This window comes from Streptomyces chattanoogensis, from assembly GCF_001294335.1.
GTDB classification, from domain to species: Bacteria; Actinomycetota; Actinomycetes; order Streptomycetales; family Streptomycetaceae; genus Streptomyces; species Streptomyces chattanoogensis.
The window spans coordinates 33,024-46,508 of record NZ_LGKG01000185.1 but is presented as its reverse complement, the minus strand read 5'-3'; the positions used below and the strand labels follow the sequence as shown (position 1 = coordinate 46,508).

The following is a 13,485-nucleotide window of genomic DNA, read 5'->3' as shown; positions in this document are numbered from 1 at the left end:
CGTTTGTTCAAGGCCATCCGTGAGGTGCGCGAATCTCCGTTCTTCGACGTCATGTACGAGGAAGAGGGCCCGGGTGGGACGGGGAAGGACCCGACGCCGATCTTCGAATTGATGGCCGAGGAAGGTTTTCCGCTCTCCGAACGGCTCAAGGAAGCATATTTCCCCTACCGGTACATGGCGCTGCACTGGCATGCCGCAGATCCCGATGTGCCACTCGTCGGCGAGTTCAACGTCATGAACATCGACAGCAGCAGTGAAGTCAACCTCCTCGTCCACGACTTCGCCTGGGAAAAGAGCGACGAAAAGCTGCTCTCGGAACTCTCGATCCTCGATGACATCTCGCGGGGCGGCGGCGGACAACTGGCCACCATGAGGTTCCTGCCGGGCGTATCAAGTCCGGAGATCTGGTTCCTCGACAGGTTCCACACCTTCGTCCAACTCGATCTGGACTACCGCGACTACCTCGACAACCTGTTCATCACGAAGGGCGTGACGGGCTGGCAGTACCTCTTTGCCGACGTGCCGCTCGGCGCCAGAGAGTACGCATCCACTCTGGAAAGCCTGAGGATCATGCTGCGGGTCTTCCCGGAGCTCTTCCCCGAATACGACTACGCGCCTTTGGCGGCCCGCTTGGAGGCCCGGCTGTGACCCGTTACGCCGACATCCCCAAACCCATCCGCTCCGGAATAGTCGTGGTCGATCCCGAACGCGGCACCCCCCAGCGCCTCATCGTCCTCCAGTTCAACCCGGACACGCTCGAGCGCTCCGTGGCGCCGCAGGCCGCCGGAGGTGAGGGCGGCGGTGGGGGCGGGGACAGTGGGGGTGACCGTAATGAGGCGTTGCGGTTGAAGGGGCCGGCGCAGGAGACGTGGAAGTTCACCGCGGAGATCGATGGCACGGATCAGCTGGATGTGGCGGCGCCGGACGGGATTCATCCGCAGTTGGCGGTGCTGGAGATGCTGGTGCAGCCGACGACGGCGCAGTTGCGGGCGGCGTCGCATCTCAGCAAGAAGGGGACCATTGAGATCAGTCCCATCGAGACGCCGCTCACTCTCTTCACGTGGGGGAGCAAGCGGGTGATGCCGGTCCGGCTGACCGAGCTGTCGATCAATGAATCCGCCTTCGATGTGTATCTGAATCCGATACGGGCTTCGCTCAGTCTGGGGCTCAAGGTGCTGACGGTGAGTGATCTGCCGCCGGGGCATCCGGGAGCCGAGCTCTATCTCGCGCACCTGGCGCAGAAGGAGCAGCTGGCGCGGGCGGCGTGGGGCGGGAGTTTTGCGGGGCTGGGGCTCGGGAGGGGGATCTGAGGCGTGATCGAGCCGTATGAGCGGGCGTTGGACGACGTTCCCGGTGCGCATCCGTATCCGCGGAGCAGTCGGTATCACGAGGTGGAGATCGGGGTGCACCGGGCCGCCGATGGCACCGAGGTGAGGTATGCGAAGAGGCGGTTGCTTCCCCGGCTTTCGGATGCCGCCGAGGAGAGCGTGCCGCATACCGTCGGTGCCGGTGAGCGGGCGGATCAGCTCGGGCAGCGGTACTTCGGTGATCCGGGGCAGTGGTGGAGGATCGCCGACGCCAATCCGGTGCTGGATCCACGGGAGTTGACGGATGAGGCGGGGGAAGAGATAGCCATTCCGTTGCCGGGGGGATTCCCTGGCGGCGTGGGCGGGCCGGGGGTGCGGAATGGGGGATGAGCAGCCGGTCGGGCGGGGTCCGATTCATGTGTCGATGTACATGGGGCCGAAGCTGGCCCGGCCGGTGCCGCCGGAAGTGACCGAGGCGCTGCTGTCGGCGCAGATCACGAGTACGGCGGGTGAGCGGAGCGGGTTTCAGATCGCGTTCGATCTGACCAAGAAGGGCCCGCTTGTTCATCGGTTGCTGCCCGAGGGGTTCTTCGATCCCAAGACCCGGGTGATTGTCGCGGTGGCGATCAAGGGGACGCCGTTTGTGCTGCTGGACGGGTTGATCGTGCGGCAGGAGGTGGGGGCCAGCAATCAGCCGGGGCAGAGCACGCTGACCGTGACCGGGGAAGATCTGTCGTTGCTGATGGATCTGGAGGAGCGGACGGATCGGTATCCCAATCTGGCGCCTTCGCAGCGGGTCGAGCGGATTCTGGGGAAGTACGCGGATTACGGGATCGACGCGCGGATCATCGGTGAGCAGATTCCGCAGCCGCCGCGGGAGCAGCAGCGGGTCGATTACCAGGTGGGGACGGATCTGCAGTACCTGAATGAGCTGGCGAGGGCCAACGGGTACACGTTCTATCTGGATCCGGGGCCGGTGCCGGGGCGGTCGACGGCTTTCTGGGGTCCGGAGCAGCGGCTGGGGCAGCGGCAGCATGCGCTGAATGTGAATATGGATGTGAACTCGACCGTGGACCAGTTGACGTTTGCGTATGACGGGACCGCCCGGGAAGAGCCGCAGGCGCGGGTGCAGGATCCGGTGACGCGGCGGGCGCCGTTGCTCGCCCAGCCGGATATCAGTCCGTTGCGGCCGCCGCTGGGGCTGCGGGCTTCGCCGGCGCTCAAGCGGAAGACGCTGAGCGGGACCGCGAAGCGGGATGAGGCCATTGCGAAGGCGGAGGCGCTGGGAAGAGCGGCGACGTCCGCCGATGCCATTTCGGGGTCGGGGCAGCTGGACGTCAATCGGCATGGATATGTGCTGCGGCCGCGGGAGTTGGTCGGGGTGCGCGGGGCCGGTGTCACGTATGACGGCGACTATTACGTGAAGAGCGTGACGACCAATCTCCGGCCGGGCTCGTACCAGCAGAACTTCACGCTGTCGAGGGAAGGGCTCATCGCCCGCAGCGACACCGTACGTCCGTAGCGCCACCGCACGTCCACAGCGGGACCGCACGTCCATAGCAGCGCTCAGGAGATCCAGGAGATGTACGCAGATGGCCGGCACACCCAACAACCGCTTTCTCGGCAAGTTCCGCGGCCGGGTGGTGAACAACAACGACCCGACAGGACGCGGGCGGCTGATCGTCCAGGTCCCGGACGTGCTCGGTGAGGAACCGTCCACGTGGGCACTGCCCTGCTTTCCGTTCACCGGCCCGGAGGCGGGGCAGGTGGTCGTGCCGTCGGTCGGGGCAGGTGTGTGGGTGGAATTCGAGCAGGGAGAGCCCAGTTACCCGATCTGGGTGGGGTGCTGGTACGGGAGCCGGGAGGAACTTCCGGAGGATGCGCGGGTGCAGCCGCCGGAGTCCCGGCCCGTCGTGATCCAGACGCCGAAGAAGCACAAGATCGTGATGTCGGACGTGCCGACGGACGGGATTTTGCTGGAAGCCCCGGGCGGCGCCTACGTGAAGATCGATGCAACGGGTGTGCACATCAACAACGGGCACGGCGCTTCGATTTCGCTGGCCGGGGATCAGGTCGACATCAACGAGGGCCGGTTGACCGTGCCCAGGAAACGTTAGCCGGAGCGGGGGGAGTGAGTTCTGCATGATGACCGGGAACCTCGTGCACGGGGGTGCGGTGATCAGTTGCCCGCATGGAGGGCGCGCGTTGTCCGCCGGGTCCACAGGAACGGGCGGCGGCGGTGTGCGGATCGACGGCGCTCCGGTGGCCACCACCGCGGACCTCTTCACGGTCAGCGGATGTCCGCACACCGTGGGGCATCGCCCTGTGCCCTGCACCAGCATCCGCTGGACGCCGACCGCGGGAGAGGACGCCGTACGGGTCGACGGGGTGCCGGTGCTGCTCGACACCGCCGCGGCGATGTGTTTCAGCGCCGGGCCGGTGCCGCAGGGCCCGCCGGTCGTGGCGTCCGTCCACCAGGCCGACCAGGTCCGCCAGGGCCGGGGCCGAGGTCAGGGCCACCAGGCCCGGCAGGGGGTGTCCAGCCGATGAAGGCTGAGCGGAAGGTACGGACCGAGGTCGCGTTTCCGTTCCGGGTCGACCGGCGGGGGCGGACCGCGCATGCGGATCACGACGACCATGTGCGGGATCTGATCGAGCAGTTGCTGTTCACCAGTCCGGGCGAGCGGGTGATGCGCCCGGAATTCGGGTGCGGGCTGCTGGACCTGGTGTTCACGCCGAACAGTCCGGAACTGGCCTCCGCCGTGGAGCTTTCGGTGCAGGCGTCGCTGCAGCGCTGGCTGGGGGATGTGATCGAGGTCGAGTCCCTGGATGTCGTCAGCGAGGACAACGTCGTACGGGTCCATCTGCGCTACGTGGTGCGTACCACCGCCAGTCGGCGCGACGAGGTGTTCGAGGGACGGGGGGAGATATGAGGCCGGTGGAGCAGCGAGGCGGCGGTGCGGGTGAGTTGCTGTGCCGCACGGACCGGCGGCGGGGCCGGATCAGGGCGGCGCGGCTGAACGGCATCGACGCGGTCGAGGCCGCGGACGACGGGGTGACGCTGACGGTCACCTTTCTCGGCAAGGCGCCGCACGGGCTGCGGCCGGAGAACATCCGGATCGACGGCGGGCGCCGGAGCACCGGTCTCGAGGCGGTGGAGATCTCCGTCGAGCGGGAGGAGGACCCCGAGCTCGACGACCGGCTGCATGTCGTGCTGGACCGCACCGGCGACACGTCCCGGTACCGGCTGTCGGTCGTCACCACCGATCCCTACGGGCGGCCCGGCACCGAACCGTACGAGGGGTTCGACCAGCGGTATCACGGTGCGGATTTCGTGTTCCGGGTCGACTGTCCCAGCCCGTTCGACTGCGGGGACGACGCGGTGGCGGGCGGCGGGCGCCCGGAGACGTTCCAGGCCGGTCCCGCGGTCCCCTCCCCGGTCGTCGACTACACCGCGCGCGACTACGACACGCTCCGCCAGGCCGTCCTGGACCGGATGCGGCTGACCACCCCCGACTGGACCGAGCGGAACCCCGCCGACCTGGGGATGACGCTGGTCGAGCTGCTCGCCCACACCGCCGACCAGATCAGCTGTCAGCAGGACGCGGTCGCCGCGGAGGCCTATCTCGACACGGCGCGGCGACGGGTTTCGGTACGCCGCCATGTGCGGCTGATCGACTATCCGATGCATGACGGGTGCAGCGCCCGCGCCTTCGTCTCACTCGAGGTCGTGGCGGAACTGACGCTGCTGCCGGGCGAGTTCCGCTTCGCCGCCGTGGACGGCAGGACGTACGGCCCGCGGGACCGGCCGGAGACCGGGACCGTCATCGACGACCGGGATCTGGCCGTACTGGACGAGCGCGGCACGGTGGAGGTCTTCGAGCCGGTCACCGGCGCGCCGCTCGCGCTGCGGCCCGAGCACAACGCCATCCGGCTGTGGACCTGGGGCGACGAGGTCTGTGTCCTGCCGAAGGGGGCCACCGGTGCGACGCTGCGGGACGCGTGGGCGGACGAGGCCTGCGAGACCCGTGCGCTCCGGCTGAACCCCGGTGACCTGCTGCTCTTCGAGGAGGTCAAGGGGCCGCGTACGGGAACGCCCGGCGACCAGGACCCCACGCACCGGCAGCCGGTCCGCCTCACCTCCGTCACCCCGGCCGTCGACCGGCTCGACGGGCAGCCGGTGCTGGAGGTCACCTGGGCGCCGGAGGACGCGCTCGCCTTCCCGCTCTGCCTGTCCACCCGGGGCGGTACGGACTGCGCCCCCGTCGAGGACGTGAGCGTGGCCCGCGGCAATGTCGTCCTGGTCGACCACGGCCGGTCGCTGACCGCCGGGGACGGCGTCCCGGAGACCGTCACCGTCCCGCCCGTTCCCGCCGTTCTCCCGTCCTGCGAGCCCCCGGTCTTCGGCTGCGGGGACCGGAAGGACGGCGGGAACGGCACGGCCCGCACCCTCAACGCCCTTCTGGACAAGACCGGTTGTCACGAGACCCTCACACCGGACGACATCCGCGAGCTGTTCACCGCCGTCGGCGAGGAGGCGACCGTACGGGCCGGGCTGGGCCTGGAACTGGCCGGGCAGCGGCGCGAGAGGGTCGTACCCGGTACGGCGTATGCGCAGGCCGAGGCGCTGCGCACGCTGCTCGCCCAGTCCGTCTACCCGGGTATCGCCCCGCGCTTCCGTCCCGTGCTGCACCGCTCCCCCGTCGCCCAGACCGTCCCCTTCCCGCAGCCCGACCGGGTGGCCGCCGGGCAGGCCGGCCGGCTGGCGGGCATCCGGGAGCAGGTGCGGGCGCGCCTGGTGGAGCTGTGGCGCAGCGCCCGGGACCACGACGGGCTGGCGGAGGAGGAGATCGCCGAGCTGGCGGTGGTCTTCGGGCTCAAGGTCCTGGAGCGGCTGGAGCTGCGCCGCCATCCCGTACGGGCCCTGCGGGAGCTGCTGCACCGCGGCGACCGGCTGCTGGACGCCAAGCTGCGCAGGCTGGACGTGCTGACCGCGCGGGCCCGCGCGGGTACGGTCCTCGACGGGCACATCGCCTGGGAGATCGCGCACAGCTGGGGCCCGGCGTATGCGGCGGGGCTGCATCCCGACGAGCCGGTGCTGCACGGCCCGGCCGCCGGTCTCGTCCCCGATCCGCGGGCGGCCCTGCCCGCCGTACGGCTCCAGGACGGCGACCGGACCTGGACCCCGCGCCGCGACCTGCTCCGCAGCGGCCCCCGCGACCGGCACTTCGTCGGCGAGCTGGGGGACGACGGGCGGATCGCGCTGCGGTTCGGGGACGGCCGGTACGGCGCCCGTCCGGCGCCCGGCAGCCGGCTGACCCTGCACTACCGCATCGGCGGCGGCACGTCCGGCAACGTCGGCGCCGAGGCCATCAACCACCTGGTGCTCAGCCGGGCCCCGGAAGCCTCGGAGGCCGCCGCGCCGCTGCCCGTCGCCGGTGTCCGCAACCCCCTCCCCGCGACCGGCGGCACCGGGCCCGAGCCCGTCGAGCAGGTACGCCAGCTCGCCCCGCTCGACCTCAAGCGCACCCGGCTGCGGGCCGTGACCGCCCAGGACTACGCGGAGCTGGCCTCCGCGCTCCCCGGCGTACAGCGCGCGGCGGCGGAGATCCGCTGGACCGGCAGCGTCCAGGAGGCGCATGTGGCCGTCGATGCGGCGGGGACCGGTGAGCCGACGCCGCAGCTGCTGGATGCGGTCGCGTACGCGCTGGAGGGCTACCGGCGGACCGGGCACGACCTGGTCGTCGTGCCGGCCCGGACGGTGCCGCTGGACATCGCGCTGGAGGTCTGCGCCACACCCGGCCATCAACTCGGCCGGATTCTGGCGGAGTTGAGCCGGGTGCTCGGCAACCGCCGGCTCCCCGGCGGCGGTCTCGGCTTCTTCCACCCGGACGCGCTGACCTTCGGCGAACCGGTCCGGCTGAGCCGTCTGGTGGCGGTGGCCGCCGCGGTGCCGGGCGTGGCGGGCGTGCGGGTGACCCGGCTGCGACGGCTCTTCCACGAGGACAACGGAGAACTGGAGGACGGTGTGCTGCGGCTCGGCCCGCTGGAGATCGCCGGGTGCGACAACGACCCGGAGCGTCCGGAGAACGGCCGGCTGGCCATCGAGGCCGGCCCGTACGGAGAAGCCGGGGGTGCCCGATGAGCAGCACCTGCGGATGCGGATGCGGGGGCAGCGACGAGCGCCGCGCCCCCGACGCCCTCTACAACCCGCCGGGACGTACGGCCCTGGCCTACCGCGTCGGCGACCACGCCTCATTCCTTGCCGGAATGCTGGACCGGCTCGCCTCGCCCGCCTATCCGGCGCTGCGCGGCCTGACGGTGCGGACCCCGGACGACCCGGCGATCGGGCTGCTGGACGCCTGGGCGGTGCTCGGCGACGCACTGACCTTCCACAGTGAGCGGATCGCGGACGAGGGATATCTGCGGACGGCGAACGAACACCGGTCGCTGGCGCTGCTCGGGCGGCTGGTCGGGCACCGGCCGCGGCCCGGGGTCGCCGCCGACACATACCTCGCGTACACCCTCGACAAGGACCCGCGCGCCAAGGACCTGCCGGTGGTGATCCCGCGCGGCGCGCGCAGCCACAGCGTGCCGGCGGCCACCGGGGAGGAGTCGCAGACCTTCGAGACGAGCGAGGATCTGACCGCGCGCTGGGACTGGAATCTGCTGAAGGTCCGCCGACGGCGGCCGTCGCTGCTGGTCCCCGAGGATCTGGCCAAGCGGTCGGAGCTGTTCGTCTCCGGGACGTCCACCCAGCTGGGGACCGGTGACCAGCTGCTTTTCGACTTCGGCAGCAAGCAGTTGCTGCTGCCGGTGGCCACGGTCCGCATCGACCGGGACGAGGACCTCACCGCGATCGGGCTGCCGCAGTCCGCACCGCCCACCCTCAAGGAGCTGGTGGACGAGCTGCGGCAGTGGATCACCGAACCGGAGGGCGCGGGCGATCCGGACGATCCGGATTATCCGCCGGGGCCGACGCCCGAGACGCCCAACCCCCGCCCGGTCAGCAAGCTGATCGAGACCTTCGACGGCCAGGTGCTGGCGCCGCTGCGCAAGGACCTGGGCGCCCTCACCACACCCGCCGCCTTCGCCGCGCGGCTGGCCGGTCCGCATGAGCGGCTGGCGGAGGCGCAGGTGCTGGCCGCGCCGTACGAGGCGGTCGCGGCCTGGTTCGAGGAGCTGGCGGCGGTGGTCGGGGAACTCCGGGAGCGGGCCGGTGACCTGGATCGGGTGCCTGCGGTGTCCGGCGCGCCGCACGGGCCGGACCGCACCGGCTCCCCCGCCCTGAGCGCCCTGGCCGCCGTGCTCCCCGCCCTCCGTACCAGCGTCGTCCGCCCCCCGTCCGGCACCGGGGCGGCCTCCCGCACCCCAGGCCGTCTCTTCGGCCCGGGCTCGGACCTGACCGCGCGGCTGCTGTCCGCCCTGGACCCGCGGCTCGCGGACGGGATGTACGCGGCGTGGCGGCAGGCGGCGCCCGAGGTGCCCGCCGCGCTGCGCGAGCTGCTGGCGATGCGGGTGACGGCCGCGCCGTTCGGGGCGAATGCGCCGCTCAAGCCCGTACAGGACGAGCAGGGCCGGGTGATCCGGCAGGCCGACTGGCCGCTGACCGGCGGCGTGCTGACCAGCATGCGGATCGTGTACGACACGGCGGGCAAGGTCCCCGTGAAGGCGGAGTTCGAGCACATCGAGACCGGCCGGACGGTCCAGCACACCGTCAATCTGCCGTCCGACGAGCCCTTCGACCTCGGTCCCGGGCGGGTCGAACTGTCCACCCGCACCGGCCAGGACCACGATCTGAGCTGGCTCGGCCGCCGCCCCGCCGACTCGCAGGAGTCCGGTGTCACCGCGCGGCTGCTGGCCGGGCTGCCCGAGCGCACCCTGTTCGCGGCCCGCCCGGACGAGTCGGGACGGATCGAGGTGGCGGTGAACAACGGCCGGCCGAAGTCCTGGCATCTCCGGCCGGGCGACCAGGACCAGATCCGGCACGGCGAGTACGAGATCACGGTGCGCCGGACGCCGGGCAGCGAGCCGCCCGCCGTGGAGATCGGCATCGCGACGGTCCCGGCGCCCGCCAACCGCTCTGTGCTGCCGCTGGATTCGGTCCAGGACGGCATCACGGTCGGCAGCTGGGTCGTCGTCCAGCGGCCCCGTAAGGGCGCGGGCGGCAACGACGGCATCCCGGGCGACAAGAAGCTGGCGTTCGTGACCACCCGGGTGACGGCGGTGCGCACCGCCGCCTACACCTCCTTCGGGATCACCGGGCGGGGCACCGAACTGACCCTGGCCGACCCCTGGCTGGACGAGCACGATGTGGTGCTCTCCGCGATCCGCGACACCACCGTGCATGCGGGCGGGCAGCCGCTGCGGATGGCGGACGAGCCGCTGGGGGAGGACGTCCACGGCAACGAGATCGAACTGGCCGGGCTGTACGACGGGTTGCGGCCCGGACGGCATCTGATCGTCTCCGGTGAACGCACCGATATTCCGGGCGTCCCGGGGTCGGCGGGACTCCGGGCCACCGAGCTGGCCGTGATCGCGGCGGTGGACCAGCGGCTGGATCCCCATCTGCCGGGCGACCATGTCCACACCACGCTCACCCTGACCGCGGACCTCGCCTACCGCTACCGCCGGGACAGCGTCCGCATCCAGGGCAACGTCGTGGCCGCCACGCAGGGCGAGAGCCGGGACGAGGCGATCGGCAGCGGGGACAGCGCACGGGCGAACCAGACGTTCGCGCTCTGGCAGTCGCCGCTGACCTGGCTGCCGGACCACAGTCCGCTGGGCGCGGCACCGGAGCTTCAGGTGCGGGTCGACGGTCTGCTGTGGCATGCGGTGGACAGCCTGGCCGGGCGCGGTCCGCGGGAGCGGGTGTATGTGCTGGGCGTGGCGGGGGACGGCAGGGCGACGGTGACCTTCGGGGACGGGGTGCACGGCGCCCGGCTGCCGACCGGCCACGACAATGTGCGCGCCCGTTACCGCTTCGGCACCGGCTGGGCCGCCAATGTCGCGGCGGACCGGATCACCCAGGCCGTCACCCGGCCGCTGGGCGTCACCGCGGTCACCAATCCGCAGCCCGCCACGGGGGGTGCCGACGCGGACGGGCCGGGGCTGACCCGCCGCACCGTGCCGCTGGCGGTCTCCGCGCTGGACCGGCTGGTGTCGCTGCCGGACTACGAGGACTTCGCCCGGTCGCGGGCGGGCATCGGCCGGGCGGCGGCGCGCGAGCTGTACGACGGGCGGCGCCGGGTCCTGCATCTGACGGTGGCCGGGGTGGACGACATCCCGATCGCGCCGGATGCCGAGGTGCTGCGGGCGCTGCGCGCCTCGCTCGCCGAGTACGGGGACTCCCGGCTGCCGGTGCGGGTGGACGTACGGGAGCCGGTTCTGCTGCTGCTCATGGCGAAGGTGAAGGTGGCGCCGGATTACTCGTGGGCGCTGGTCGAGCCACGGGTGCGGGCGGCCCTGCTGCGTCAACTCGGCTTCGACGGACGGGAGTTGGGGCAGCCGGCCCGGCTGTCCGAGGTGCTGGCGACCGCACAGTCCGTCCCCGGTGTGGACTATGTGGACGTGGACGCCTTCACCGGGGTCCCGGCCTCCGTCACCCCGGCCGGACTCGCCCGGCTGGCCGAGCGGCTCGACGGCCCTGTGCCGTCGTCCGTCCCCGCCCGGCTCGCCATGTACGACGAACACGTCCACGAGGTGACGGAGAAGGACGGGGAGACGCTCACCGCCATCGCCGCCCGCTACGGCATTCCGCTCGCCGAACTGCTCCGCCTCAACCCCGGCATCACCGACACCCGGCCCCTGGAGAAGGGCCGCGCGGTGTGCGTCTTCCGCGGTATCCGCCCGGCCCAGCTGGCGCTGTTCTCGCCGGCGGTCGCGGACACGCTGATCCTCACGGAGGTGACCCGATGAGTACGACAAGGGAGCCGGACGGGCTCGCGGAGCTGCTTCCGCAGTGGCACCGGCTGCGCGATTCCGAGGACCCCGCGAACGGCGAGCCCCTGCGGGCGCTGCTGGCCGTGATCGCCGAACAGGTCGACCGGGTACGCGACGGGGTCGCCCAGCAGTACGAGGACTGGTTCGTGGAGAGCGCCGCCGAGTGGGTGCTGCCGTACATCGGGGATCTGGTGGGCTATCGCCCGCTGCCCGGGTACGAGCGGGTGCTGGCCACCGGGCTGCGGGACGGCGGGCTGCCGGACTCCTCGCGGCGGCGGCTGGCCGAGGCGCTGGCGCCCCGCCGCGATGTGGCGGCGACGGTCGGCTACCGGCGGCGCAAGGGCACCCTGGCCCTGCTGGAGGAGTTGTCGGCGTCGGTGACGGGATGGCCCGCGCGGGCGGTGGAGTTCTCCCGGCTGGTGGCACACCGGCAGCCGGTGAAGCTGTACGGGTCGGGGACGGCCGCGGTGAACGCGCGGCGGGCCGCCCGGGGCCGCCTGGTGGACGTCCGGGACGGCGCCGCGCTGGATCTGGCCGGCGGGCCCTTCGGCACGGTGGCGCGATCGGCGGACGTACGCCGCGTCAACTCTCCTCGCACACAAGGGGGTTACACCCCGGCCGGGGTCGGGCTGTTCGTCTGGCGGCTGAAGCCGTACTCGGTGACCCGGGCGCCCGCGTACTGCATCGACCGGGCCCGCAACCTCTACACCTTCTCCCTCCTGGGCAATGACACCCCGCTGGTGACCCGCCCGGAGCCGGAGCCGTCCGCCACACATATCGCGACGATCGACAACGTCCCGGCCGCGATCCGCCGCCGGCAGCTGCACGACCGGCTCGCGGACTACTACGGGCCGGGCAAGAGCTTCACCATCCGGCGGGACGGCGAGGACGTTCCGGTGCCGCCGGCCGACCTCGTCGTCGCGGATCTGAGCGACTGGCGCTACCGGCCCAAGCGGGGGCAGGTGGCGGTGGATCCGGAGCTGGGGCGCCTCGCCTTCGGGGCGCGGTCCGCGCCCCGGCAGGGCGTATGGGTGGACTACCACTACGGGTTCGGCGACGAGCTCGGCGGCGGGGAGTATCCGCGGGAGCGCGAGACCTCGCGCGATGCCGCCGTCTACCGGGTCGGGCCCGGCCAGGCCCACCAGCGGATCATGGATGCGTACGGGGCGTGGCAGCACGACCGCCGCGCCGGGCGGTGCGGACCCGACGGCATCATCGAGATCACCCACAGCGGCGCCTATCAGGAGCAGCTGGACTTCGATCTGGACCCCGGGGACCGGCTGGAGCTGCGCGCCGCCGAGGGCACCCGGCCGGTCATCCGGCTGCTGGACTGGTACAGCAACCGGCCGGACGCACTCAACATCCGTGCCAGGGACGCCGCTTGCCCGTCCGGCGAGCGGCCGCGGATGGTGCTGGACGGGATGCTGGTGACCGGCCGCGGGCTCAATGTCACCGGGCCGATGGGCTCCCTCGTGCTGCGGCACTGCACCCTGGTGCCGGGCTGGTCGCTGGAGCCGGAGTGCGCTCCGCACTCCCCCGAGGAGCCGAGCCTGGTGCTGGACCGGACGACCGCCTGCGTGGAGATCGACCGGACGGTCCTGGGCACGATCGAGGTCATCGGCGACGAGGTGGGCGAGGACCCGCTGGCGATCCACCTCCGCGACTCGGTCCTGGACGCCACCGGTCACGACCGCGAGGCGCTGTCGGCTCCCGACTGCCGGCATGCGCATGCGGTGCTGTACGCACACCGGACCACCGTCATCGGTGAAGTGCACGCCCACGCCGTACAGCTGGCCGAGAACAGCATCTTCACCGGTCGGATGCATGTCGCCCGGCGCGGCATCGGCTGTCTGCGCTTCAGTTACGTACCGCCGGGCTCGCGCACCCCGCGCCGCCACCGCTGCCAACCGGACCTGGCAGGGCCCGCGGACGCGGCGCGTGTGCGGCCGCTGCTGCGCGGCGAGCGCTACGGGACGCCCTGGTACGGGCAGTTGGCGGCGGGCTGCGCCGAGGAGATCCGGCGCGGTGCGGAGGACGGCGCGGAGATGGGCGCGTATCACGACCTCTATCAGCCGCAGCGTGAGGACAGTCTGCGGGCCCGGCTCGCGGAGTACACCCCGGCCGGGACCGACGCGGGGATCGTGTTCGTGACATGAGCCCGCCGACCGTGGCGATGCCCGGCCCTGCCCGTCCGACTCCCGACCCGATGAGCATCCCGAACGAGGGGGACTTCTTC

Annotated in this window: 10 protein-coding genes; all 10 read left to right on the top strand. The window is 71.8% G+C overall.

Going from position 1 to position 13,485, the window contains the following annotated elements:
* Nucleotides 1-3 precede the first annotated feature (3 nt).
* Nucleotides 4-648 (top strand): hypothetical protein, encoded by a 645-nt coding sequence (locus ADL29_RS34875; RefSeq protein ID WP_157878654.1) that lies wholly within the window; start codon nucleotides 4-6, stop codon nucleotides 646-648.
* Nucleotides 645-1,310 (top strand): hypothetical protein, encoded by a 666-nt coding sequence (locus ADL29_RS34870; protein ID WP_053927526.1) that lies wholly within the window; start codon nucleotides 645-647, stop codon nucleotides 1,308-1,310. The genes ADL29_RS34875 and ADL29_RS34870 overlap by 4 nt, the downstream gene beginning before the upstream one ends.
* 3 nt (nucleotides 1,311-1,313) lie before the next feature.
* Nucleotides 1,314-1,697 (top strand): LysM peptidoglycan-binding domain-containing protein, encoded by a 384-nt coding sequence (locus tag ADL29_RS34865; RefSeq protein ID WP_053927525.1) that lies wholly within the window; start codon nucleotides 1,314-1,316, stop codon nucleotides 1,695-1,697.
* Nucleotides 1,687-2,829 (top strand): hypothetical protein, encoded by a 1,143-nt coding sequence (locus ADL29_RS34860; protein ID WP_053927524.1) that lies wholly within the window; start codon nucleotides 1,687-1,689, stop codon nucleotides 2,827-2,829. Before ADL29_RS34865 ends, ADL29_RS34860 begins: the two co-directional genes overlap by 11 nt.
* A 70-nt stretch (nucleotides 2,830-2,899) precedes the next feature.
* Nucleotides 2,900-3,424, top strand: coding sequence for a phage baseplate assembly protein V (locus ADL29_RS34855; protein ID WP_053927523.1), 525 nt, complete (start codon nucleotides 2,900-2,902; stop codon nucleotides 3,422-3,424).
* A gap of 88 nt (nucleotides 3,425-3,512) precedes the next feature.
* Nucleotides 3,513-3,857 (top strand): hypothetical protein, encoded by a 345-nt coding sequence (locus tag ADL29_RS34850; protein ID WP_342671192.1) that lies wholly within the window; start codon nucleotides 3,513-3,515, stop codon nucleotides 3,855-3,857.
* Entirely contained in the window at nucleotides 3,854-4,240 is a 387-nt protein-coding gene (locus tag ADL29_RS34845) for a GPW/gp25 family protein (protein ID WP_053927522.1), read from the top strand. Before ADL29_RS34850 ends, ADL29_RS34845 begins: the two co-directional genes overlap by 4 nt.
* A gap of 5 nt (nucleotides 4,241-4,245) precedes the next feature.
* Entirely contained in the window at nucleotides 4,246-7,452 is a 3,207-nt protein-coding gene (locus ADL29_RS34840; protein WP_245689758.1) for a putative baseplate assembly protein, read from the top strand.
* Nucleotides 7,449-11,225, top strand: a complete 3,777-nt coding sequence (locus tag ADL29_RS34835) for a putative baseplate assembly protein (protein WP_053927520.1) — start codon at nucleotides 7,449-7,451, stop codon at nucleotides 11,223-11,225. The genes ADL29_RS34840 and ADL29_RS34835 overlap by 4 nt, the downstream gene beginning before the upstream one ends.
* Nucleotides 11,222-13,405, top strand: coding sequence for a hypothetical protein (locus tag ADL29_RS34830; RefSeq protein ID WP_053927519.1), 2,184 nt, complete (start codon nucleotides 11,222-11,224; stop codon nucleotides 13,403-13,405). Before ADL29_RS34835 ends, ADL29_RS34830 begins: the two co-directional genes overlap by 4 nt.
* Nucleotides 13,406-13,485: the final 80 nt, after the last annotated feature.

Coding starts and splice junctions, on each gene's coding strand:
- ADL29_RS34845 (WP_053927522.1), top strand. CDS start 3,854: ATGAAGGCTGAGCGGAAGGTACGGACCGAGGTCGCGTTTCCGTTCCGG.
- ADL29_RS34830 (WP_053927519.1), top strand. CDS start 11,222: ATGAGTACGACAAGGGAGCCGGACGGGCTCGCGGAGCTGCTTCCGCAG.
- ADL29_RS34835 (WP_053927520.1), top strand. CDS start 7,449: ATGAGCAGCACCTGCGGATGCGGATGCGGGGGCAGCGACGAGCGCCGC.
- ADL29_RS34855 (WP_053927523.1), top strand. CDS start 2,900: ATGGCCGGCACACCCAACAACCGCTTTCTCGGCAAGTTCCGCGGCCGG.
- ADL29_RS34860 (WP_053927524.1), top strand. CDS start 1,687: ATGGGGGATGAGCAGCCGGTCGGGCGGGGTCCGATTCATGTGTCGATG.